A 22,572-nucleotide genomic window follows, 5' to 3' on the forward strand; every position below is an offset into this window, starting at 1 on the left:
GAACGATGATGAAAAAACAACTTATGATGATAGCCTTCGCCTCGCTCACTGCGCTGGCGTCGGTAAGTGCAGTCGCGGATACCAAACTCGTGGTGGGGGCGTCCAATGTGCCCCATGCCGAGATTTTGGAAGTGGCGAAGCCCATTCTGAAAACAGAAGGGATCGATTTGGAAATCAAACGGTTTCAGGATTACATTCTGCCGAATACTGCGCTTGCCAGTAAGGATATCGATGCCAACTACTTCCAGCATATTCCGTACCTGGAGTCGGTATTGAAAGATCATGCGGGCGATAAAACTTACGATTTTGTCAGCGCGGGAGCGATTCATATCGAGCCAATTGGCATCTACTCCAAAAAGTACAAAAGCCTGAAAGATCTGCCAGAAGGTGGCCGTATTATCATGCGTGATGCTGTGGCGGAAGAAGGCCGAATTCTTGCCATTTTTGAACGTGAAGGGGTGATTAAGCTAAAACCCAGCGTCAACAAGGTTAAGGCCCGTATCTCGGATATTGTAGAAAACCCGAAAAAACTGAAGTTCCTGGCGAATGTCGAAGGTGCGCTGTTGCCGCAGATGTACAATAACGACGAAGGCGATGCGGTGGTGATCAACGCTAACTATGCTATTGATGCTGGTCTGAACCCGACCAAAGACCCGATCGCGGTGGAAAGCGGTGAAAATAACCCGTATGCCAATATCATCACTGTACATAAAGGTGATGAAAACAAAACAGAAATTGTGGCGCTGGTAAAGGTGCTGCATTCCAAACCGATTCAGGATTTCATCCGCGAGAAGTATAAGGGCGCGGTCATCCCAGTCGATAAATAAAAATATACTGGCATCGTACATGAAAAAAGAACCGCCGAAATGGCGGTTCTTAGCTTGCTGACAACGTATGGCGAGCGGCGTTCAACGGTGTTCCTGATGCAGATGCTTTACTCTTCTACCTCACTCTCACCGTCTTTGTTCCGTAATGATTTATCCCAGTGACTGATGACGCGTTTCTTTGGTTAGCAGCAGTGCAATCAGCGTCAGTGACGCCATGGCTGCCAGATAAACGCCAACATAGAACAGACCATAGTTAGCCGTCAGCCACGCCGCGATATACGGTGCAACCGATGCGCCCAAAATCGACGAAACGTTATAAGAGAATGACGCGCCGGTATAGCGCACTTCCGTCGGGAACAGTTCCGGCAGCAGGGCACCCATCGGGCCGAATGTTAATCCCATCAGGCTCAGACCCAGCACCAAAAAGCCCATCACCAGCGCTTGATTACCTGAACCGAGCAAATAAGGGAACAGCATGGAGAAGACCAGCATGATGCAGGTGACGGTAATCATGGTCTTGCGGCGACCAAAGGCATCTGCCAGATAGCCTGCTACTGGCACCATCAGACCAAAGCCGATTACCGCGACCATCAGCATCAGCAGGAAACTGTTGCGCGAGAAACCAAGCCCCTTAGGTGCAGGTGTCGTGCCGTAGGTCATGGAATACACGGTCATGATGTAGAACAGTGTGTAAGTTGCCAGCATGATGAACGTGCCGAGGATCGTCACTTTCATATGCTTACTGAGCAGCGTTCCCAGCGGCATACGCACCTGCTTACCGGCTTTGACCGCTTTGGTAAAGACGGGCGCTTCGTGCAGAGAGATACGAACATACAGGCCGACCAGCACCAGCACAGCAGACGCAACGAACGGTACGCGCCAGCCCCAGTTCATGAACTGTTCTTCCGTCAGCAGCCAGGACAACAGCAAGAAGGTGCCGTTAGCGAAGAAGAAGCCAATCGGTGCGCCAAGCTGGGGGAACGACCCATACAGCGCACGTTTATTGGATGGGGCATTTTCGGTCGCCAGCAGCGCCGCACCACCCCATTCCCCACCCAGACCCAAGCCCTGACCGAAGCGAGCCAGAGCCAGCAGGATCGGTGCAAGAATACCGATAGTTTCGTAGGTCGGTAACAGCCCGATGAGAACGGTTGAAACCCCCATGGTCAGCAGAGAAGCGACCAGGGTGACTTTACGCCCGACGCGATCGCCAAAGTGACCAAATAGTGCTGAGCCAATAGGGCGGGCGATAAAGGCAATGGCAAACGTTGCCAGGGACTGTAGCGTAGCAGCAGTCGGATCGCCCTGCGGGAAGAAAATGTGCGGGAAAATCAGCACCGCGGCAGTGGCATAGATATAAAAATCGAAAAATTCGATTGCGGTGCCAATCAGTGACGCAACAATGACCTTATTGCGTGAGTTTACGGGTGGTGCTTCCGCTTCGGCATCGAGAGTGGGAGTGATGGTGGCTTGCATAATGTTTCTTTATTTTAACAACACGAACAGCCATTCTACGCATAGAAAAATCGGCTTTTCAACGTTGATTAAGTAAGGTCAATACCAGTAGACATGCAGCTATAAGGCACCTGTTCCGATATATTGGCGATACATAAAATATAATGTGCCATGGCCTTATTTTTGCCGGAGAATGTTATGGTGATGTTGATGTTCACGGAATATGTGAGATCGCACACAATTCTGCTTGCGAGAGAATATCGCTCTGAAGGCGTAAAGTCGGTGCCTCTCCGGCATAATATTGCCAATCAGTGAAGAAGGACACGGCGATGCAAGAACACGATCAGGCACTTATCGAACAGTTTCTCGATGCGCTGTGGCTGGAAAGAAACCTGGCCGAGAATACGCTGGCGTCTTATCGGTTGGATCTGCGAACGCTCGCGGAGTGGCTTGCACATCATGATAACGATCTGCTACAGGTACAGGCGCTCGATCTCCAGGCGTTTCTCGCTGATAGAGTTGATGGGGGTTACAAAGCGACCAGCTCTGCACGTTTGCTGAGTGCGATGCGCCGCTTCTTTCAGTACCTTTATCGCGAAAAGCAGCGTAGCGACGATCCGAGTGCGGTGCTGTCGTCTCCGAAACTGCCGCAGCGTCTACCTAAAGATTTGAGCGAGGCGCAGGTTGGTGCGTTACTCAACGCCCCGAGCATTGAACAACCGCTGGAATTACGCGATAAGGCCATGCTTGAGGTATTGTATGCGACAGGACTACGCGTTTCCGAACTGGTTGGTTTGACGATGAGTGATGTCAGTCTGCGGCAAGGCGTGGTGCGTGTGCTGGGGAAAGGTAATAAAGAACGGCTAGTGCCGCTGGGTGAAGAAGCGGTGTATTGGATCGAGTATTATCTGGAACACGGCCGCCCGTGGTTGCTGAATGGGCAGACACTGGATGTGCTATTTCCCAGCAATCGCGCACGGCAAATGACGCGCCAGACGTTCTGGCATCGCATCAAGCATTATGCGGTGCTGGCGTCCATCGACAGCGAAAAGCTCTCGCCGCACGTTTTACGTCACGCGTTTGCGACCCATTTATTGAATCACGGTGCAGATTTACGGGTCGTACAGATGCTCTTGGGGCACAGCGATCTTTCCACGACGCAGATTTACACCCATGTGGCGACGGAGCGGTTGAAGCAGCTTCATCAGCAGCACCATCCGCGTGCCTAGGCATGCGTAACAGAATAACAGGATGTTATCTGACTGGCGGGTGATCCCGTCGACTATCACGGCGTATTGCTACAAGCTATATCGCTGCAGGCAATGTTGCAAAAAACAGGATTGATGAAATGAAAAAAGGGTTATTACTGCTTTCTTTGCTGGTGGCGACGGCGACCAATTTTGCTCACGCCGATGATGCTGCCATCAAACAGACGCTGACGCGTCTGGATATGCAGGGGGCGGAAATCCTGCCTTCACCGATGGCGGGCATGAAAACCGTCATTACCGAGAGCGGTGTGCTGTACATCAGCGAAGACGGCAAGCATTTGCTGCAAGGCCCGCTTTATGATGTGAGCGGCACCATGCCGGTCAACACCACCAATAAAATCCTGATCGGCAAGCTGGATGCGCTACAGGAGCAGATGATTGTTTATAAAGCCGCGCAGGAAAAACACGTGATTACCGTTTTCACCGACATCACCTGCGGCTACTGCCACAAGCTGCATGAGCAGATGAAGGATTACAATGCGTTGGGCATCACCGTGCGCTATCTGGCCTTCCCGCGTCAGGGCATGAAATCTCCGGCAGCGAAAGATATGCAGTCCATCTGGTGCGTGGCCGATCGCAATAAAGCGTTTGATAACGCGATGAAGAGCGAAGCGATCTCGCCAGCAACGTGCAAAACCGATATCGCCGCACATTACCAACTGGGTGTCCAGTTTGGCGTGCAGGGCACCCCCGCCATCGTGTTGCAAGACGGTATGGTTGTGCCGGGATATCAAGGGCCGAAAGAGATGTTGGCAATGCTGGAGGCACACAAAGCCTCGAAAAAAACCGGCGGTTGATGCTACGTGAACATGATTACCCAACTCCGCCGGCGTCCGCTGGTGGAGGATATTGATTTACCTGACACCGTTCCGCCTTTACTGCGTCGCCTCTACGCGCAACGTGGCGTTAAAGGCGCTCAGGAGCTGGAACGTAGCCTGAGTGGTTTACTCAATTACCGTTTACTCAGCGGCATTGATAAAGCGATCGATCTGCTGCAACTCGCGCTGGCAGAGAAGCGCTGCATCGTGATTGTGGGCGACTTTGATGCTGATGGTGCCACCAGCACCACGCTTGCCGTACTGGCGTTGCGCAGCATGGGCGGCACGAACGTAAAATATCTGGTGCCGAACCGCTTTGAAGATGGTTATGGGCTAAGCCCCGCGGTGGTGGCGCAGGCTGCTGCGTTGGGAGCGGAGCTGATTGTTACTGTGGATAACGGAATCTCTTCCCATGCGGGCGTTGAGGATGCACATCGGCGCGGTATCTCGGTGCTGGTGACCGATCACCACCTGCCGGGCGAAGCCCTGCCTGACGCCGATGCGATGATTAACCCCAATCTGTCAGATTGTGCATTCCCCTCTAAGGCGTTGGCTGGCGTGGGGGTGGCGTTCTATCTGATGATGGCGCTGTTTGTACGCCTGCGTGACAGCGACTGGTTTACGCAGCAGGGGCTGGCGAAGCCGAATCTTACCGAATTACTGGATCTGGTGGCGCTGGGCACGGTGGCTGATGTGGTGCCGCTGGATGCCAACAACCGGATTCTGGTGGCTCAGGGGCTGAATCGCATTCGGGCTGGAGAATGTCGTCCGGGCATTCGAGCGCTGCTGGAAGTGGCTAACCGCGATGCCAGTCAGCTAGTCGCCAGCGATTTAGGTTTTGCCATCGGGCCTCGACTCAATGCAGCCGGGCGACTGGATGATATGACGGTCGGGGTCGAACTGTTATTGAGTAACGATATTACTCAGGCGCGCATGCTGGCTAACGATTTAGATGGGTTGAATCAGGATCGGCGCGAAATCGAACAGGGAATGCAGGTCGAAGCCTTGCGCCTGTGCGAATCGCTGGAACGTACCCGCACTGAATTACCTTACGGTCTGGCGATGTATCACCCAGAATGGCATCAGGGCGTTGTGGGTATTCTGGCTTCACGCATTAAAGAGCGTTTTCATCGTCCGGTGATTGCTTTTGCGCCTGCGGGCGACGGCATGCTGAAAGGGTCGGGACGTTCTATTGCCGGTCTGCATCTGCGTGATGCGCTGGAAAGATTAGATACGCTGTATCCCGGCATGATGGACAAGTTCGGCGGACACGCGATGGCGGCAGGACTATCGCTGCATGAAACGCAGTTCGAGGATTTCCGTCAGCGCTTCGGCGAACTGGTGGGCGAGTGGCTCGATCCGTCTCAGCTTGAAGGCGTCGTTTGGTCTGATGGCGAACTGGCATTGCCGGAGCTGAATTTGCTCTCAACGGCAGAGATGCTGCGTTATGCGGGGCCGTGGGGACAAGCGTTCCCTGAACCGACGTTCGATGGTTGCTTCCGCATTCTGCAACCCCGTTTGCTCAAAGAACGCCATTTGAAAGCGATGTTTGAACCGATCGGTGTAACAGGAACCGTGCCGCTGTTAGATGGCATCGCGTTTAATATTGATACCACCATCTGGCCCGATCCGAGCATTAAAGAAGTGGAAATGGCGTACCGGCTGGATATTAACGAGTTTCGTGGTAAACGCTCGGTGCAATTGTTGATTCAACATCTGTGGCCGCGCGCATGAACCGAATACGGCGGGCGGAAAGCCTATAAAATGCTTCTTTTATCCGCTAGAATGGCGGGTTACATCATTCCGTTGTCAACGACTTAACGTAAGAATATAAAAAATCATGTTTGAAATTAATCCGGTAAAAAACCGCATTCAGGATCTGTCTGAACGTAGCGCCGTTCTTCGGGGGTATCTTTGACTATGATGCCAAGAAAGAACGCCTTGAAGAAGTAAACGCCGAACTGGAACAGCCTGATGTCTGGAATGAGCCTGAACGCGCTCAGGCATTGGGAAAAGAACGTTCCTCGCTGGAAGCCATCGTAGACACCATCGATCAACTGGCTCAGGGGCTGGAAGATGTGGTCGGTCTGCTTGAACTCGCGGTGGAAGAAGACGACGAAGACACCTTTAATGAAACCTCGCTAGAACTGGACGCGCTGGAAAATAAATTAGGCCAGCTTGAATTCCGTCGCATGTTCTCCGGCCAGTACGACAGTGCAGACTGTTATCTGGATATCCAGGCGGGTTCTGGCGGTACGGAAGCGCAGGACTGGGCCAGCATGCTGGTGCGTATGTACCTGCGTTGGGCGGAAGCCAAAGGGTTTAAAACCGAAATTATTGAAGAATCAGACGGTGACGTGGCTGGTACGAAATCGGCCACCATCAAAATCATCGGTGACTACGCGTTTGGTTGGCTGCGTACTGAAACCGGTGTACACCGCCTGGTGCGTAAGAGCCCGTTCGATTCCGGCGGCCGCCGCCACACCTCATTCAGCTCCGCGTTTATCTACCCGGAAGTGGATGACGATATCGATATCGAAATCAATCCGGCCGACCTGCGTATTGACGTTTACCGCGCATCCGGTGCGGGTGGTCAGCACGTTAACCGGACAGAATCCGCGGTGCGTATTACCCACATTCCGACCAACATTGTTACGCAGTGTCAGAATGACCGTTCCCAGCATAAAAACAAAGATCAGGCGATGAAACAGTTGAAAGCCAAGCTGTACGAGTTTGAGATGCAAAAGAAAAATGCTGAGAAACAGGCGATGGAAGACAACAAATCGGACATCGGCTGGGGCAGTCAGATTCGTTCCTATGTTCTGGATGATTCGCGCATCAAAGATTTACGTACCGGAGTGGAAACACGTAACACTCAGGCCGTACTGGATGGCGATCTGGACAAATTTATTGAAGCAAGTTTAAAAGCGGGGTTATAAGAATTCACATGGCTGAATCACAATCACAGGGTGCCGATCAGGCGCAAGATCTGAATAATGAATTAAAAACGCGTCGTGAAAAGCTGGTGACGCTGCGTGAAAACGGGATCGCGTTCCCGAATGATTTCCGCCGTGACAGCACCTCCGATCATCTGCACGCAGAGTTCGATGCCAAAGAGAATGAAGAGCTGGAAGAATTGGGCATCGAAGTGACCGTTGCAGGCCGTATGATGACTCGCCGTATCATGGGTAAAGCCTCTTTCGTGACCTTGCAGGACGTCGGTGGCCGTATCCAACTGTATGTTTCCCGCGACGATCTGGCGGAAGGCATCTATAACGAACAGTTCAAGAAGTGGGATCTGGGCGATATTCTGGGGGCACGTGGCAAGCTGTTCAAAACCAAAACGGGCGAACTGTCGATTCACTGTACCGAACTGCGCCTGCTGACCAAAGCGCTGCGTCCGCTGCCGGATAAATTCCACGGTTTGGCCGATCAGGAAACGCGTTATCGTCAGCGCTATTTGGATCTGATCGCTAACGACGAATCCCGCAACACCTTCCGCATTCGTTCTAACGTGATGGCGGCTATCCGCCGCTTCATGGTAGATCACGGCTTTATGGAAGTGGAAACGCCGATGATGCAGGTGATCCCCGGCGGCGCGTCTGCCCGTCCGTTCATCACCCACCATAATGCGCTGGACATCGACATGTACCTGCGTATCGCGCCAGAACTGTATCTGAAGCGTCTGGTTGTCGGTGGTTTTGAGCGCGTGTTCGAGATCAACCGTAACTTCCGTAACGAAGGCGTTTCCCCGCGTCACAACCCTGAATTCACCATGATGGAACTTTATATGGCGTATGCCGATTATAAAGACCTGATTGTGTTGACGGAAAACCTGTTCCGCACGCTGACGCAGGACGTGCTGGGCTCGACAACAGTGGTGTACGGCGATCAGACATTCGACTTCGGTAAGCCGTTTGAAAAACTGACGATGCGCGAAGCGATCTGCAAATACCGTCCTGAAACCAACGTTGCCGATCTGGACGATCTGGAGAAAGCGACTGCAATCGCACAGTCTCTGGGCATCAAGATCGAGAAAAGCTGGGGATTGGGTCGCATCGTTACCGAGATCTTCGAAGAGACGGCAGAAAGCAGCCTGATCCAACCGACCTTCATCACCGAATATCCGGCGGAAGTGTCGCCGCTGGCGCGTCGTAACGATCAGAACCCGGAAATTACCGATCGCTTTGAGTTCTTCATCGGCGGCCGTGAAATTGGTAACGGCTTCTCCGAGCTGAATGATGCCGAAGATCAGGCTGAGCGTTTTGCCCAGCAGGTTAACGCTAAAGATGCGGGCGATGACGAAGCAATGTTCTACGATGAAGACTACGTGACAGCGTTGGAGCACGGTCTGCCGCCGACGGCGGGTCTGGGTATTGGTATCGACCGTATGGTGATGTTGTTCACGAACAGCCACACCATCCGCGACGTCATCCTATTCCCGGCGATGCGTCCGCAGAAATAAGCTCGTTTTAGCTGAACCTTCGAAACCGGTGCAACTGCGCCGGTTTTTTTATTATCGACAATGTTAAATTTTAGGGGAAACTCGGGGATGAGGTTCCCGTAGGGACACCTAGCACCGTGGTAACCCCGAGTATCTCGATCTCACCTCGATAGTACTTCTCTTGTTTTATCTCTGTATTCTTGTCGTCATTCTGTGATTGTCGCCCGACGGGGGAAGATGCTATTTTCAGGAATTCATTCACTGCCGGAACGCCCTCATGATGACTTACCGCGATGCCTGGTTTGAGCTGGCGCTGTTAACCAACGGCCGCAGCTTTCCACGTCATACGCACGATGAGTTCGTCATCAGCGCTAATCTCAGTGGGTTGGAAACGGTCTGGCTGGATGGAGAGACCTTTGTTGCCACCAACGATATGGTGACGACCTACAATCCTAATCAGTTACAGGGCAGCGATAATGCGTTTGACCGCTGGCAGTGCGTATCGCTGTACGTTCACCCGAAGGCATTCGAGCATTATTTCCATCAAACGTTTCTATTCTCACAGGGCTGGAATCCATCGGCGCAGTTGGCGTCTGAGCTAAAACAGCTCGTCATCTCTGATTTGGACGACAGCTCCCGTCAGGAGCGCATTATCCTGCTGCTGGCAGGATTGATGGAAGGTCAGCACCGAATGCTGCCTCAAAGTCAGGCCAAAGAGGCCGAGCGGATCACGCGGATCAAAGAGGGGCTACTGAACGATCTCAGCGATGTCCCCACACTTGACCAGCTCGCGCAGCAGGAGAACCTGTCAGTTGCGCATCTGGTTCGTTCGTTTAATCAGGCGGTCGGCCTGCCACCACTGGCGTGGCTAATGCAACGGCGTATGTGCAAAGCACGAGAACTACTGCGGCAGGGCATTGCGATCAGTCAGGTCGCAGGCGATGTCGGGTTTGCCGATCAGGCGCATTTCACTAAAGCCTTCAATCGCTATAACGCTATGACACCGGGACAGTTCCGTCGTATCAATTTTTGACAATACAGCGTTTCCCTTGGGTTCTACACTCGCCTTATTGCTTAACGCTCTAAGGGAATATCATGCTGTTAGTTGTCTTCACGGGGATGCTGCTATCTCTGTCGCTGTGTCTCGATCTGGGGATGGTCAATACCGCAATTATTAACCGTGGGCTGCGACACGGGGCGCGTTCGGCGTTTTATATCGGGCTGGGTTCCTGTTTCGGCGATCTGTTTTATGCCACGCTGTCGGTACTGGGGCTGGCGGTGGTGTTTAACCTTACGCCAGTACGCTGGGTGTTATGGATTGGCGGTGGGCTGATTCTGATCTGGATGACGATCAGCATGGCGCGTGCGGCATGGCGTGACTATCGGGTTAAACGCTTCGCCGATCTCTCTACAACAGCGAATGTTATGGATTCCAGCACGCCACCTGCCCGGTACACTGAATTTTTCAGCGGTGTCGGCATGGCATTGGCGTCACCAACGGCGCTGCTATGGTTTGCGGCGATTGGCGGCACCATTATCGCGCAGTCTACCGATGGCACTGCTTTCATGATCGGCCTGTTTCTGTTGGGCTTTTTCGTTGGCGGTGTGCTGTGGACGTTCTTCCTCGCAGTGCTAGTGAAGTACGGTCAGCGCCTGCTGAAAGAACGTATCTCATTCTATTGCAGCCTGATCTCTGCTCTGCTTTTTGCCTACTTTGCCTGGCACGTCATTTCCAATGGCTATGAGACGTTGTTCCTACCGCTATCCACGGCTGCATGACCGGTCAAAACAACAGCACTTTGCCGGGTTTTTTACTTGCTCGGCAACGGCATAGCGCTATAATGCCACTCGCTTCTCCGTGCGAGTGTAGTTCAATGGTAGAACGGCAGCTTCCCAAGCTGCATACGAGGGTTCGATTCCCTTCACTCGCTCCAAGTTCTCTTCTCTCAATGTCTACCCAAGTCCAAAAAATCCAGTTACCACAAGACTTTCCACGATTTTTCTGTCGTTCAGGGAAAACCCACACCTATCTAAATCTATGCCTCACTGTGTATAGTTATGTGTATAGGACGTGATGACATCTGAAATCCTATACTTAGCCGCAGGGAAGTGCGTCATTCATGAATGGGAGCATATTATTGCGCGGATAAGCGCTGGTAGACTTAGGCAGTGTGCGGTCTACTGATATGATTAAATACCAATTTATTTTTGGCCTGATTTTTTTGAAAAAAATTTGATATCAACATAAACAACAATAACTATGGACAGAATAGTTAATTTTCCCGAGTGTTCAGGAATAAATTCGTAGAAAAAAATCCCCAAACCTATCATTAATACTATCGTGATATATGTGCTAATAAATTCTTTAACTGCATAAGATATTATTTTACTTAAGCTCATTTTTTACTATTTCGTTTGTGGTTTTAATTTAGTTATATGTTGGATTTGAGGCCGACGAGTGGCCCCAATCTCTTTCATTTTCCCGGTTTAATCACGGTCGCAGTCCAGTAGGGTAAATCCCAGGTGCCGCCGAAGCGGATCATGCGGCATGAACCTGTGGTTGATGCTCGGCTTTGCTGGAATGCGTTGCCATCCCATACCCAGGCACTATCGCTCATGCAGTCCGCGAGCCTGCGCCCTTCTTGTACCGCGATAATCTCACCGTTTTCGTAGCCTACTCCGATTGTGGTCACAAGCTGGGGCTGAGTTTGCATGGCGCTATCAATCACCCAGTAAGCGTAGCCTTTGTTGTAAGCGGCGCGCCAACAGAGGGCGCTGAGTAGCGACGTACTGTCATTGAGTGGCGTGAGTATCATCGGTTCTGCCTTTTGATAATCCTGCGATGGGAAATTATAGCAATCATATCCCTTGAGCGTTTTAAGCAGTTTTTCCTGTATAGCCGCCTGTTCCGCATCCGTTAGATCTCGTGATGGTTCCTGTTTGGTTACCGCCGCGTAGATAACGGGGGCTTTTACGGCAGATAACGCGCTGCTTTTGTCGCCTTTTTTGGTGATAGCGTCTGTTGCACCAATACGGCCTTGCCTCTCATCCATTTTTAACAGTACGGCGTAGGCACCTGTCCCAGACAGTTCGGAAACCACGCCATCGTGCAGAAAAGTGACTTTCCCGCTGCCTTTTAGCGCCTGTAATACGACAGGAATTTGTTTCTCATTGAGTTGCCAGAGATTGTCTCCGGTTGAAGTGAGTTGGCCTTTATCCACATCGTCAACGGTTAGCGTAAGTTTGGTGCCTTTCGGAATCTCTTTTTCCACCTCTGCGAGCCTGACTTCGGCTGTTATTGGCGTATTTTTCCCGGCATGACGTGTGATGAGCAGTGAGACGTCCTGGGTTTCCCTATTTTCTCCGGCGCCTTTCTCCTCTGCTGAGTAGCCTGCTGCCCGACAGGTTAGTGTGTTATCGCAGACGACTTCCCAGTTTTTATGGAAGAAAGTGCTATCGTCGAACGATGTGGCAAACGTCAGGGTTGGGATAGCCGCGATGAGAATACTGAGTATATTGACGCGGTAAGGGAGAGAAAAAGTCATTTTCCATCAAATCCTTGGTGATATTACGGCTTACCCTCTGCCTATTTGTGACACAAGAACGCCGTCGCTTTTTTGACATAGGCTAGGATGTTAGCTTTAGACCGCGTGATATGGCGAATATTTCTTGTTCGGCTACTCCTTTATTAAGGACGAATCGGGTATGATGCCGCTACCGTCAGCCGTTCATCGGTTGCTCAACATCTCCTCTGCGTTATCAGCATGTTTATCCTGCTTTTTAACCTCATGCGTGATAACGGTTAGACATCAGTTTCCCATACAGTTGAAACGATCCCTATAAATAAGTGTCATGATAGATGTAGCGCGATGAGAACGACTCTTTATGCGGTACGCTGTTAATCACTTAAAGATGAGTATCATGAAGATTAAGCAAACATTTACCAGGGCATTACTTCACCCACGCTATTGGGCGACTTGGTTCGGTCTTGGCGTGCTGTTTTTATTAGTCCAACTTCCTTACCCGCTGTTGATGAAACTTGGAAGCAGCGCAGGTCGTTTATCCCGCGTCTTTCTTAAACGGCGGGTGTCGATTGCTCGGCGCAATCTTGAGTTGTGCTTCCCCGCGATCTCCGACAGCGAACGAGAAGCGATGATCGATAGCAACTTTGCGTCGCTTGGCATGGCATTGATCGAAACTGGCATGGCCTGGTTCTGGTCCGATCGTCGTGTGCGCCAATGGTTTGATGTCTCAGGGCTGGAGCATTTGCAGCACGCTACCGCCAAAGGGCAGGGCGTGATGGTGATTGGTATTCACTTTATGTCGCTGGAACTGGGCGGCAGGGCGATGGGGCTGTGTCGACCGATGATGGCGATGTACCGTCCGCACAATAATAAAGCGATGGAAATGGTGCAAACGTGGGGCCGTTCACGTTCGAACAAGGCGATGATCGACCGTAAAGATCTGCGCGGTATGGTGCAGGCATTAAAACGTGGCGAAGCGGTATGGTTCGCGCCCGATCAAGATTACGGCCCGAAAGGCAGCGTCTTTGCGCCGTTCTTTGCCGTGAAAAATGCCGCGACCACCAACGGCACCTACACCATCAGTCGTCTGGCAAAACCCGCGATGATGACGACGGTGCTGATCCGTAAACCGAATGCCTTGGGTTATCAGCTAGTGATTCAGCCTGAATTACAGGATTATCCTTATCACGATGAACAGGCCGCGGCGTGTTACATGAATAAGGTGATTGAGAAAGAAATCATGCGCGCGCCTGAACAGTATCTCTGGCTGCATCGCCGGTTTAAAACTCGCCCGGCAGGCGAAGTATCACTCTACGCTTGATGGTTGGGTGACGTAAAATCGTGTGAAATGGGGCGGCGCTTTAGCACCATCCTGTCAGGAAGGAAGACAGTTGTTATCTTGGTACAGAAACAAAAATGGCCGCCGGATGGCAGCCATTTTAGGGTGGTTAACGTACCGAGTACGATTAACGGAAGATAGCGTGGGGGTTAACACCGCGATAGGTTTTGCCCAACGCTTTTAATATTTGATTGATTTTGCGGACAACGCGCATCTTTTTTATCCCCACGATTCTTAAATAATTATTGGTTGAAAGTACCAAAGTTGATGTGGATGTTTTCAAACATAGCGATGATTTTGTTCAGCAGTTTCATGGTCAATTCCTCGTTGTTAGTTAATTTGTTTTCTGTGATGCTGTTCACGTTTTTAAGAATACTCGCACTGATACGACTGGTCAACTTTTTTGTGACGCTAATCACAAAAAAATGAACGATCAGTTTGTGAGGAGTAAACCGCTGTTTTGATTTCCGTCTAAAAATCTTTTCTGTTTTTTCTTCATACTGGCGCGCTTTCAGCGAGTTGCCTGATTGCACGGTACGTGTACCGACTGCGCATTTCCTTAACGGAAAGATGAAATGAGATAGGTAAATTGTCTCGATTAGCAGTTGAAATAAGCGCAGGGGAAGCGGGATAATCGTGCGCTTCGCATTACCTGGCGCTGTTCATCCGGTGATGTTTTACTTCCGCTTGTTTTATACAGCATTGTTTTGATACCGCTTGTTTTGCTAGAGCAACGTTTTCCGGTTTTGCATCCAGCGAGTTAATCGTTTGCGTGCGGAGCCATAAGGTTCATGGCGCGTTATGTTCATTGCTAATTCGTGTGCTGATGCGCTCGCGGGGCAAGGCCGCGAGAACCGTTCAGAATTGATCGTAAATAATAATGGCATTTCAGGGGATTCCACTATGTCAAACACCACCCGTCAGGCAGAGAATGCGGCGCGTCCGCAAGGCGCGCTTGACGCTTTTTTCAAAATTACACAGCGTGGCAGTAACACGCGTCAGGAAGTGTTAGCTGGTCTAACGACGTTCCTGGCAATGGTTTATTCGGTGATAGTCGTACCGAGTATGCTGGGCAAAGCCGGGTTCCCGCCAACTGCCGTGTTCGTTGCAACCTGTTTGGTTGCCGGGCTGGGGTCGTTGCTGATGGGATTGTGGGCTAATCTGCCGATGGCAATTGGCTGTGCAATTTCTCTGACGGCGTTCACCGCCTTTAGTCTGGTGCTGGGGCAACAAATCAGTATTCCCGTGGCGCTGGGGGCGATCTTCCTGATGGGGGTACTGTTTACCATCATTTCTGTTACGGGCATCCGCTCCTGGATCTTGCGTAATCTGCCGCTGGGCGTAGCGCATGGCACAGGGATTGGTATCGGTCTGTTCCTGCTGATTATTGCCGCCAACGGTGTTGGGCTGGTCGTAAAAAACCCGATTGACGGCCTGCCGGTCGCGCTGGGTAATTTTACCTCTTTCCCCGTTGTGATGTCCCTGTTGGGATTAGCGGCGACCATTGGTTTAGAAAAACGTCGCGTACCGGGCGGTATTTTGCTGGTTATCGTCGTGATCTCTATTCTAGGGCTGATTTTTGATCCGAATGTAAAATATGCTGGCTTCTTTGCATTGCCGAGCCTGACAGCAACTGACGGCTCGTCGCTGATCTTCAGTCTGGATATCATGGGCGCGTTGCAGCCTTTGGTTCTGCCGAGCGTGCTGGCGTTGGTAATGACAGCGGTGTTCGATGCTACGGGAACCATTCGTGCGGTAGCCGGGCAGGCGAACCTGCTGGATAAAGACGGGCAAATCATCAACGGCGGTAAAGCATTGACCGCAGATTCCGTGAGCAGCATTTTCTCCAGCCTGGTTGGGACGTCACCGGCGGCGGTCTACATCGAGTCCGCAGCGGGTACAGCGGCTGGCGGTAAAACAGGCTTAACCGCGACTGTCGTGGGCGTGCTGTTCCTGTTGTTGCTGTTCGTGTCTCCGTTAGCGTATTTGGTTCCTGGTTATGCTACTGCCCCTGCGCTGATGTACGTCGGCCTGCTGATGTTGGGTAACGTCTCCAAACTGGATTTTGATGACTTTGTGGATGCCATGTCCGGTCTGGTCTGTGCCGTATTTATCGTACTGACCTGTAACATCGTGACTGGCATCATGCTGGGCTTTGGTGCGCTGGTATTAGGCCGCATCTGTTCCGGCGAATGGCGCAAACTGAACATCGGTACCGTGGTTATCGCTGTGGCACTGGTGGTGTTCTACGCTGGTGGTTGGGCACTGTAAGTTGTTTTTTCTGTAGACCTTCGGGCTTCGCCCGGAGGTTTGTTCCTCGCGTTTTCCTTTCTTCTCTCCCTGCCTCGTGATATTTCTCCCAAATGGGTGTTTATGTGCCTTTTTATTGGCTTTGGGTTTACGTTTTTTGTGTGATAATCAACCTTGTTATTAATCTCGGTTTTTCGACTAAAAATCCATTTTCATACCGAGCTAAATGCGTTAAATATGGAAGGGTAGTTCGCTCGCTAACAGGCAGAATTTTTTGATTTAGGAGTACGTCTAAGGAAAGCATGGAAATATTTTTTACGATTCTTATTTTAACCCTGGTTGTCTCCCTATCCGGGGTGGTTACCCGCATTTTACCTTTTCAAATTCCTCTGCCTTTAATGCAAATTGCATTGGGTGCCATTCTTGCCTGGCCCCAGTTCGGTTTGCATGTTGATTTCAATCCTGAGCTGTTTATGGTGCTTTTCATTCCGCCTCTGCTGTTTGCCGATGGCTGGAAAACGCCCACGCGTGAGTTCCTAAAACACGGTCGGGAAATTATTGGGTTGGCGCTGGTACTGGTACTAATTACTGTGGCGGGTATTGGCTATTTTATCTACTGGATGGTACCAGGGATGCCGCTAATTGCCGCTTTCGCGCTGGCTGCCGTGCTGTCGCCGACCGATGCCGTCGCGCTGTCTGGCATTGTGGGTGAAGGTCGTATTCCGAAAAAACTGATGGGTATTTTGCAGGGCGAAGCGTTGATGAACGATGCGTCCGGCCTGGTGTCATTGAAGTTTGCGGTCGCGATTGCGATGGGCACCATGGTGTTTACGGTGTCCGGTGCGACGCTGGAATTTATTCAGGTGGCGCTAGGTGGGCTGTTGGCGGGCGTTGGGGTGACCTGGATATTCGGTAAATCGCTGCGCGTGATTAGTCGCTGGAGCGGCGATGATGCGGCAACGCAGATTGTGTTGCTGCTACTGTTGCCTTTTGCCTCGTATCTGATTGCAGAACACATCGGCGTGTCGGGTATCTTGGCGGCGGTGGCCGCAGGGATGACCATCGGCCAGTCGGGTGTGATCCGTAGCGCCCCGCTAACGATGCGGATGCGTGCTAACGGCGTGTGGTCGATGCTGGAGTTTGTGTTCAACGGTATGGTATTCATCATGCTGGGCCTGCAATTGCCGGACATTCTGGAAACCTCGGTTACGCAGGCGGAGCTGGATCCAACGGTTGAAACCTGGATGCTGTTTACCGATATCGCGATCATCTATGGTGCTCTGCTATTGCTACGTTTCTGCTGGCTGTGGATGATGAAAACATACAGCCTACACATCCAGAAAAAGCGCCCGATGATCTTCGCCGAATTTTCCACGCGTGAGCTATGGATCGCTTCCTTTGCTGGCGTGCGGGGAGCGATTACGTTGGCGGGTGTGCTGTCTATCCCGCTGTTGCTGACTGATGGCACTGCGTTTCCGTCACGCTATCAGTTGGTGTTTATCGCCACGGGCGTTATTTTATTTTCTCTGCTTTGTGGCGTATTGGCGCTACCGTTTCTGTTGCGCGGCGTGGTGGTGGCGGACAAAGCGGCACATGCCAAAGAAATCCGCATGGCGCGTATGGCCGTGGCGGAAGTGGCGATTAAAAGCATGCACAAAATGGAGGAGCGTCTGGCAGCCGATAGAGAGGAAAACATTGACGAGCAGGTGCTAAAAGAAGTCAGCGCGCGCGTTATTGGTAACCTACGCCGACGGCTCATTAATAAAGACGATCCTGAAAACGGTATGTTGATTGAGGATCTGGAGCGGCGTTTCCGCCTGACGGCGTTGAATTCCGAGCGTGCGGAGTTGTATCACTTGCGTGCTATTCAGCAGATCAGCAATGAGACGTTGCAAAAAATGCTGCGCGATCTCGATCTAATGGAAGCGCTCCTGATCGAAAATGAGTAATACGTAGCGAGGTGCTCCCCGCTACTACGTTGATTTCTTTCCCCTCTCTTTCTTTCCTCTACATCCCCCTTGCGTAAGCGATGGGGATGTTTTTTATACGCCGGTTCTAAGAACTCCGTCGGCGATTGTAAACTGCTTGTCATTAAATGATAATGATTGTTATTATCCGTAGGACTTTTCTTAGAAGTAAAAAGCGGCCCGCGTGGTATCAAAACCGTGTGGGGAGAATGGCTGTTTGAAAGACCAGATAAAAAATAAACGCGTATTAACCCTATATTAACGAGGGAATAAGCCGTGTTTATAGGGGAGTATTATGCGTGTATTAGTGGTTGATGATGATTCTGTGCTGTGCCATTGGCTGGGGTCTAAATTACATTCCCACGGCCATTCTTGTCGGATGGTTCACGATGGTGCACACGCATTAAAAGCGATCAAAGATGAAGTTTATGATGTCGTTCTACTGGACAGAATGCTACCTATCATGGATGGATTTACGGTATTACGTGAATTACAAGGGTCGCGTCATCCGCCTATTATGCTGCTTTCGGCTCTGGATCGTGATGTTGATCGCGTCATGGGATTAGAACTTGGCGCGGAAGATTATCTCGGTAAACCTTTCAACTTTAATGAGCTGAGATTACGTCTGGATATTATGGCGCGGCGTGGTAAACGTCATGCGGATAATCCTTCGATCCTGACTTTTGAAGATCTGCAACTTGACCGCATGCAGCGTGTGGCATGGCGCGGTAGCAAACGTATCGATCTGACCGATAAAGAGATCAAGTTACTGATTATATTGATGGAAAATCCGGGGCAAGCGATTACGCGCACGATGTTGCTAGAACGAGTATGGGGCTATAATTTTGATCCGCAGACCAATCTGATCGACGTTCATATGTCAAAGCTGCGGGCGAAAATTGATAAAGGATTCCCTCGTCCATTAATTAAAACGCTGAGAGCAATGGGCTATGCATTAGGCGCGGTAGATAAGGGCAAAACCGATGTTGGCAGCCACGCTGAATAAAATAAAAATAAAGAGGCTGGGGCAGCGCTGGCAGATAAAAATAACACACTGGCAATTACTTGGGGCAAGCCAATATCCTGGTTTTTTATGCACCTCTAATTTTCGCCAGGCAATAACCATTGTTTTTCTGTTCTTATTGATGATGCTGATGTGTATTGTTGGCTTCAGTTCATTAAGTGAAACATTGATTAGAACGCATGTTCGCGAAGTTATTCTGGGTAATATTTACGATTACTCAATGCAGTCGCATTTAACAAATGCTGATAGCTTGATTACGCAATTGCGGCAGGATAACCGAGCGAAAGGTGACGAGTTACCGCTGTTTCTGGTGATGGATAAATACGGTGATATTCTGTATCACAATCATTCGTTAAAGACGCATCCATTAACACCCCATCCTGCAAGTATGCATCCTCTGGAAATGCGGCAACATACTGATTGCCAGATGGACGTCAGTTGTCTCAAGGCCGAAATTTCCAGTCCAGACGATCCCAATCTGATTGGTTTGTCCGTCATGTTGGATGACGGAGGCGTATTGTTTACTGCGTACAACATTCGGCCCATGTTGGAACGGGTGAGAACGATTCCGCTGGTTGCGGGGGCTGGGCTATTTATTGTTCTGCTCTTCTGCCTGTTTGTTAGTCGGCATTTCAGCTTACGCAGTTTACGTAGTGTGGAGAAAATCCGCACGGCCTTGCATCGCTACAGCAGCGGTGAGCAGCAGGTGCGTATGCCGCTGTCGCCTTACGACGATGATTTTGACAGCCTGAGCGCGGATATTAACCAGAATCTGGAGCGTATCGAGCGCCTGATGGAGCAGGTACGTAACACATCGAGCCATGTCGCGCACGAACTGCGGACGCCGTTGACGCATTTGCAAAACCGCCTGTTCAACCTGACGGAACGTACAGGGCTAGATAACGACATTCGCGATGAATTGAATTTGGCCGTGGACGAGGTGCATAAAATCCTCGGGCTGTTCCGGACCGTGATGCGCATCGGTGAAATTGAAAGTGGGCGCTGCGTGCATCAATTTGAACATATTGAAGCGCGCCAACTGCTGGAAGAAATTGCTGAATATTATCAACCGCTGGCGGAAGCGCGCGATTGCCAACTGAAGATTGAAATCAAGGCCGGTATCCAACTCTTTGGCGATCGGGCGCTGCTGTTTCAGGCACTGGCGAATCTGGTGGAGAACGCGCTGAAATACGCCGCCCAGGGGAAATATATCACGTTGAGTGTGACGCTTTATCGCGGCTGGATCGCTCTGAGCGTCGCCGATCGGGGGCCGGGTATCCCGCCAGCACTTCATGCTAAAGCATTACAGCGTTTTCAACGGCTGGATACCTGGTTTCAGTCTGGTTATGGTCTGGGACTCTCTTTGGTTCAGGCGATTACCGACCTGCATGGTGGAAAGCTTTATCTGGATTCCTCCGAGCCCGGCTTGAACGTCTACCTTTGCCTTAACCGCAGTTAGTCCGTCTATTGGTTAATAGCGCTGCGGGTTAACATCTTGCGGGGTAAATGGTCACATATTGCTCGCTACGGTGTTTCTCTCCTCGATTTTTTATGAATATCCCTGCAAAAAACATGAATATTTATTGATTTTATTCGTAAGGCTGAAGTGTGTTACTTATTGATTTATATTGATAATTATTTGTATGGAAAGATTAACGAATATTAATGTTCTACTGCTTGCGGCGCTTGATAATAAGTCTCATTATTAATCTTATTATCATCATGGCTCCCCCGATTTCCAAGTAGGCCATGATTTCTTTGGCTGCGGATAGAGAATCTTTCCATGAAAAACATGAAAACAAAATTACGTTCTTTCCTGCGTGACGAAAGCGGTGTAACGGCAATCGAATACGGCATTCTTGCGGCGGCAATGGCGGCGGCCATTGGTGCTATTTTCGGCGGTGACGGTATCTTCGTGAAAGCGCTGAATGAAAAATTCACCCAAATCGCCGATCAGATTACCGGCACCGGTACGACGGGCGGTGGTTCATCTGGCGCTGCGAAATAACGCACGCAAGATGACGGATTACACGCACTGGCCGCAGATAGCACTACTGGTAGGGTGCTTGCTGTGGTGTATCAGCACCGATCTGTTAGTACGAAAAATTACCAATCAGGCGGTGTTGATTTTATTGCTGGGCTGGCTGTTCTTCAGCGCTTTACATGTCCTGCAATCCGGTGCGTTAGATATGGCGGCATTACGGAAAATGCTATGGGCGTTGCCCGGTGCGGCGGCTGTTCTGGTTGTGGGATTTTTACTTTTCCTCACGGGCAGATTAGGTGCCGGGGATGTGAAGTTGATGAGTGTGCTGTGCCTGTGGGTTGGGCAAGGGCACCAGATCGTTTTCATCATGGTAACTGCGCTGGCTGGCGGTGTTTTGGCGCTCAGTCTGCCGCTGCTTAATACCGTACCCACAGCGGTTGCGCTGGGCGTGCAAACCACTAACCGGATATTCAAGAGTCGGTTGCCTATGCCACCCGCGTTGCCCGCCGATCTTTCTCAAGGCATACCTTACGGTGTCGCGATTGCATTTGGCGCGATATATGTCCTGATTTTTCCTTTGTTTTAATTCTGTCGCAGCTTTAAGACACACACGCTAGGGTAGGCCAGTTGAAATGAAAGTGAACTCTACATACGTACTGTCAGGCGCGCTCGTTCTGGCAGGTATTGTTGCGTTGGTGGTACGCAGCCATCTCTCTTCCGCTCCCCCTCCGCCACCTCCGGTTGTTGTTCAGGCACCGGAAAAAACGGCCATTCTGGTGGCGGCGAAAGATCTGCATCCCGGTGACTTCATTGACCCCGCATCACTACGCTGGGACGAGACGGATAAACCGGTTTCCCGCACGTTCAATTTTGTGCGCGGTAAGGACAGCCAATCATTGCTATTCGGTGCGACGCTGCGTGAAACCGTGGCAGAAGGCTCCGCGCTGACGAGTAACGTGCTGGTGAGGCAGAATGAACCGGGCTTTGTCGCGGCTGTGTTGGGCAAAGGCAAGCGCGCTATTTCGGTGCCGACCAGCGCTGTTGCCAGCAACGCCGGGTTAGTCTCGCCAAACGATCGTGTTGATGTGATCCTCAGTATCAAAAAGGATGAGCAGCCCGAATTGATGCGTGAACAAACACGACCTTCATGGGTAGTGTCTCCTTCGACGGCTACGATATCTGTAGCTAAGCCTTTATTAGCATCAGAGTCTATTGTCTGCAATCTAAGAGTATTGGCCCTGAATAACCAAACCGATTCGGATATTCGTCCACGTCAAGATGTTATTGCGGAAGATAATCTTGATTCTACGGAAAAGAGTCGTGTCCCGGCCACGACATCGTCCCGCCAACGCCCCATCAGTTTCCAAACTGTCACGCTCGAAGTGACGCCGAAACAGGCTGAAATTCTAGCTGTGGCAAAGGAAGTGGGCATGTTGCATTTAGCCATACGTAGCACCACGCCTGATGATACGGATAAAACATGTAACCGAGCAGATAATACGCTGTTGTCCGCGCTATCAAGGCACTCCAGCGTAACGTCGCTATCCCAAAGTACGGATATTTATAACAGTATGTCCGGTATTACTGTTGGGCGCCAAGTCAAGACGTATCGCGCTGAACAAAAAGACGTGGTGGCGTTCCCTGCCCGATAGAACGAACACGTAATCTGACA

Annotated in this window: 19 protein-coding genes and 1 tRNA gene; 17 read left to right on the forward strand and 3 right to left on the reverse strand. The window is 50.9% G+C overall.

Translation table 11 applies throughout. The features are described 5' to 3' along the window. Positions 1–8 precede the first annotated feature (8 nt). Positions 9–827, forward strand: coding sequence for a MetQ/NlpA family ABC transporter substrate-binding protein (locus A7983_RS11805; protein WP_039478006.1), 819 nt, complete (start codon positions 9–11; stop codon positions 825–827). Between the two features lie 150 nt (positions 828–977). Here the strand turns inward: A7983_RS11805 and A7983_RS11810 are convergent, their stop codons facing one another. Next, a complete protein-coding gene (locus A7983_RS11810; RefSeq protein WP_005971641.1) occupies positions 978–2,303 on the reverse strand; it encodes an MFS transporter in 1,326 nt (441 codons plus the stop codon). 308 nt (positions 2,304–2,611) lie between these two features. Between A7983_RS11810 and xerD the strand changes: the two genes are divergently transcribed. From xerD to A7983_RS11850, 8 genes are all read left to right on the forward strand, one after another. Beyond that, positions 2,612–3,511 carry a site-specific tyrosine recombinase XerD gene (gene xerD / locus A7983_RS11815; protein WP_005971643.1) on the forward strand — a complete coding sequence of 300 codons (900 nt, stop codon included), beginning with the start codon at positions 2,612–2,614 and terminating at the stop codon, positions 3,509–3,511. Between the two features lie 119 nt (positions 3,512–3,630). Beyond that, positions 3,631–4,347 (forward strand): bifunctional protein-disulfide isomerase/oxidoreductase DsbC, encoded by a 717-nt coding sequence (gene dsbC / locus A7983_RS11820; RefSeq protein ID WP_005971645.1) that lies wholly within the window; start codon positions 3,631–3,633, stop codon positions 4,345–4,347. A gap of 6 nt (positions 4,348–4,353) precedes the next feature. After that, positions 4,354–6,102: a single-stranded-DNA-specific exonuclease RecJ gene (gene recJ, locus A7983_RS11825; RefSeq protein ID WP_172645131.1), complete on the forward strand. Its 1,749-nt coding sequence runs from the start codon at positions 4,354–4,356 to the stop codon at positions 6,100–6,102. 106 nt (positions 6,103–6,208) lie between these two features. Further along, positions 6,209–7,307 (forward strand): peptide chain release factor 2 gene (gene prfB, locus A7983_RS11830; protein WP_152413544.1). Its coding sequence is split into 2 segments (ribosomal slippage): positions 6,209–6,283 and positions 6,285–7,307, totalling 1,098 coding nucleotides; the frame shifts between segments, so codons are not numbered across the junction. A gap of 8 nt (positions 7,308–7,315) precedes the next feature. Beyond that, positions 7,316–8,833 carry a lysine--tRNA ligase gene (lysS, locus tag A7983_RS11835; protein WP_005971652.1) on the forward strand — a complete coding sequence of 506 codons (1,518 nt, stop codon included), beginning with the start codon at positions 7,316–7,318 and terminating at the stop codon, positions 8,831–8,833. Between the two features lie 256 nt (positions 8,834–9,089). Next, positions 9,090–9,845, forward strand: a complete 756-nt coding sequence (locus A7983_RS11840; RefSeq protein WP_005971654.1) for an AraC family transcriptional regulator — start codon at positions 9,090–9,092, stop codon at positions 9,843–9,845. A gap of 62 nt (positions 9,846–9,907) precedes the next feature. Beyond that, entirely contained in the window at positions 9,908–10,591 is a 684-nt protein-coding gene (locus A7983_RS11845) for a LysE family translocator (RefSeq protein WP_005971659.1), read from the forward strand. 81 nt (positions 10,592–10,672) lie between these two features. Continuing rightward, a tRNA-Gly gene (locus tag A7983_RS11850) sits at positions 10,673–10,746 on the forward strand. Between the two features lie 540 nt (positions 10,747–11,286). On the opposite strand, the gene A7983_RS11860 is transcribed toward A7983_RS11850, so the two are convergent. Next, a complete protein-coding gene (locus tag A7983_RS11860) occupies positions 11,287–12,357 on the reverse strand; it encodes a DUF1176 domain-containing protein (protein ID WP_005971662.1) in 1,071 nt (356 codons plus the stop codon). 376 nt (positions 12,358–12,733) lie between these two features. Here A7983_RS11860 and lpxP point away from each other — a divergent pair, with 376 nt between their 5' ends. Then, the gene (gene lpxP / locus A7983_RS11865; protein ID WP_039477907.1) at positions 12,734–13,657 is read left to right on the forward strand and encodes a kdo(2)-lipid IV(A) palmitoleoyltransferase; all 924 of its coding nucleotides are present in this window, start codon (positions 12,734–12,736) and stop codon (positions 13,655–13,657) included. Positions 13,658–13,917: 260 nt separating this feature from the next. On the opposite strand, the gene A7983_RS11870 is transcribed toward lpxP, so the two are convergent. Next, the gene (locus A7983_RS11870) at positions 13,918–14,208 is read right to left on the reverse strand and encodes a hypothetical protein (protein ID WP_005971667.1); all 291 of its coding nucleotides are present in this window, start codon (positions 14,206–14,208) and stop codon (positions 13,918–13,920) included. A gap of 370 nt (positions 14,209–14,578) precedes the next feature. Here A7983_RS11870 and A7983_RS11875 point away from each other — a divergent pair, with 370 nt between their 5' ends. The 7 genes from A7983_RS11875 (at position 14,579) to cpaB (ending at position 22,552) form a co-directional block, all read left to right on the forward strand. Then, positions 14,579–15,946 carry an NCS2 family permease gene (locus tag A7983_RS11875; protein WP_039478009.1) on the forward strand — a complete coding sequence of 456 codons (1,368 nt, stop codon included), beginning with the start codon at positions 14,579–14,581 and terminating at the stop codon, positions 15,944–15,946. Between the two features lie 281 nt (positions 15,947–16,227). Beyond that, positions 16,228–17,874 carry a Na+/H+ antiporter gene (locus A7983_RS11880; RefSeq protein ID WP_005971672.1) on the forward strand — a complete coding sequence of 549 codons (1,647 nt, stop codon included), beginning with the start codon at positions 16,228–16,230 and terminating at the stop codon, positions 17,872–17,874. A 313-nt stretch (positions 17,875–18,187) separates the two neighbouring features. Then, positions 18,188–18,898 carry a response regulator transcription factor gene (locus tag A7983_RS11885; protein ID WP_005971674.1) on the forward strand — a complete coding sequence of 237 codons (711 nt, stop codon included), beginning with the start codon at positions 18,188–18,190 and terminating at the stop codon, positions 18,896–18,898. Further along, positions 18,876–20,375: a sensor histidine kinase gene (locus A7983_RS11890; RefSeq protein ID WP_005971676.1), complete on the forward strand. Its 1,500-nt coding sequence runs from the start codon at positions 18,876–18,878 to the stop codon at positions 20,373–20,375. Before A7983_RS11885 ends, A7983_RS11890 begins: the two co-directional genes overlap by 23 nt. A 324-nt stretch (positions 20,376–20,699) precedes the next feature. Next, positions 20,700–20,924, forward strand: coding sequence for a Flp family type IVb pilin (locus A7983_RS11895; RefSeq protein WP_005971678.1), 225 nt, complete (start codon positions 20,700–20,702; stop codon positions 20,922–20,924). A 10-nt stretch (positions 20,925–20,934) separates the two neighbouring features. Beyond that, positions 20,935–21,486, forward strand: coding sequence for an A24 family peptidase (locus A7983_RS11900; protein ID WP_005971680.1), 552 nt, complete (start codon positions 20,935–20,937; stop codon positions 21,484–21,486). A gap of 46 nt (positions 21,487–21,532) precedes the next feature. Beyond that, on the forward strand, positions 21,533–22,552 hold the full coding sequence (cpaB, locus tag A7983_RS11905) for a Flp pilus assembly protein CpaB (protein WP_005971682.1): 1,020 nt from the start codon (positions 21,533–21,535) through the stop codon (positions 22,550–22,552). The last annotated feature ends 20 nt before the right edge of the window (positions 22,553–22,572 follow it).

It is taken from the genome of Pectobacterium wasabiae CFBP 3304 (genome assembly GCF_001742185.1).
Classification (GTDB): domain Bacteria; phylum Pseudomonadota; class Gammaproteobacteria; order Enterobacterales; family Enterobacteriaceae; genus Pectobacterium; species Pectobacterium wasabiae.

What these genes read in the sequence shown, in the direction of transcription:
- A7983_RS11805 (WP_039478006.1), top strand. Translation starts at nt 9, where the DNA reads ATGAAAAAACAACTTATGATGATAGCCTTCGCCTCGCTCACTGCGCTG.
- A7983_RS11810 (WP_005971641.1), bottom strand. Translation starts at nt 2,303, where the DNA reads ATGCAAGCCACCATCACTCCCACTCTCGATGCCGAAGCGGAAGCACCA.
- xerD (WP_005971643.1), top strand. Translation starts at nt 2,612, where the DNA reads ATGCAAGAACACGATCAGGCACTTATCGAACAGTTTCTCGATGCGCTG.
- dsbC (WP_005971645.1), top strand. Translation starts at nt 3,631, where the DNA reads ATGAAAAAAGGGTTATTACTGCTTTCTTTGCTGGTGGCGACGGCGACC.
- lysS (WP_005971652.1), top strand. Translation starts at nt 7,316, where the DNA reads ATGGCTGAATCACAATCACAGGGTGCCGATCAGGCGCAAGATCTGAAT.
- A7983_RS11840 (WP_005971654.1), top strand. Translation starts at nt 9,090, where the DNA reads ATGATGACTTACCGCGATGCCTGGTTTGAGCTGGCGCTGTTAACCAAC.
- A7983_RS11845 (WP_005971659.1), top strand. Translation starts at nt 9,908, where the DNA reads ATGCTGTTAGTTGTCTTCACGGGGATGCTGCTATCTCTGTCGCTGTGT.
- A7983_RS11860 (WP_005971662.1), bottom strand. Translation starts at nt 12,357, where the DNA reads ATGACTTTTTCTCTCCCTTACCGCGTCAATATACTCAGTATTCTCATC.
- lpxP (WP_039477907.1), top strand. Translation starts at nt 12,734, where the DNA reads ATGAAGATTAAGCAAACATTTACCAGGGCATTACTTCACCCACGCTAT.
- A7983_RS11875 (WP_039478009.1), top strand. Translation starts at nt 14,579, where the DNA reads ATGTCAAACACCACCCGTCAGGCAGAGAATGCGGCGCGTCCGCAAGGC.
- A7983_RS11880 (WP_005971672.1), top strand. Translation starts at nt 16,228, where the DNA reads ATGGAAATATTTTTTACGATTCTTATTTTAACCCTGGTTGTCTCCCTA.
- A7983_RS11885 (WP_005971674.1), top strand. Translation starts at nt 18,188, where the DNA reads ATGCGTGTATTAGTGGTTGATGATGATTCTGTGCTGTGCCATTGGCTG.
- A7983_RS11890 (WP_005971676.1), top strand. Translation starts at nt 18,876, where the DNA reads ATGTTGGCAGCCACGCTGAATAAAATAAAAATAAAGAGGCTGGGGCAG.
- A7983_RS11895 (WP_005971678.1), top strand. Translation starts at nt 20,700, where the DNA reads ATGAAAAACATGAAAACAAAATTACGTTCTTTCCTGCGTGACGAAAGC.
- A7983_RS11900 (WP_005971680.1), top strand. Translation starts at nt 20,935, where the DNA reads ATGACGGATTACACGCACTGGCCGCAGATAGCACTACTGGTAGGGTGC.
- cpaB (WP_005971682.1), top strand. Translation starts at nt 21,533, where the DNA reads ATGAAAGTGAACTCTACATACGTACTGTCAGGCGCGCTCGTTCTGGCA.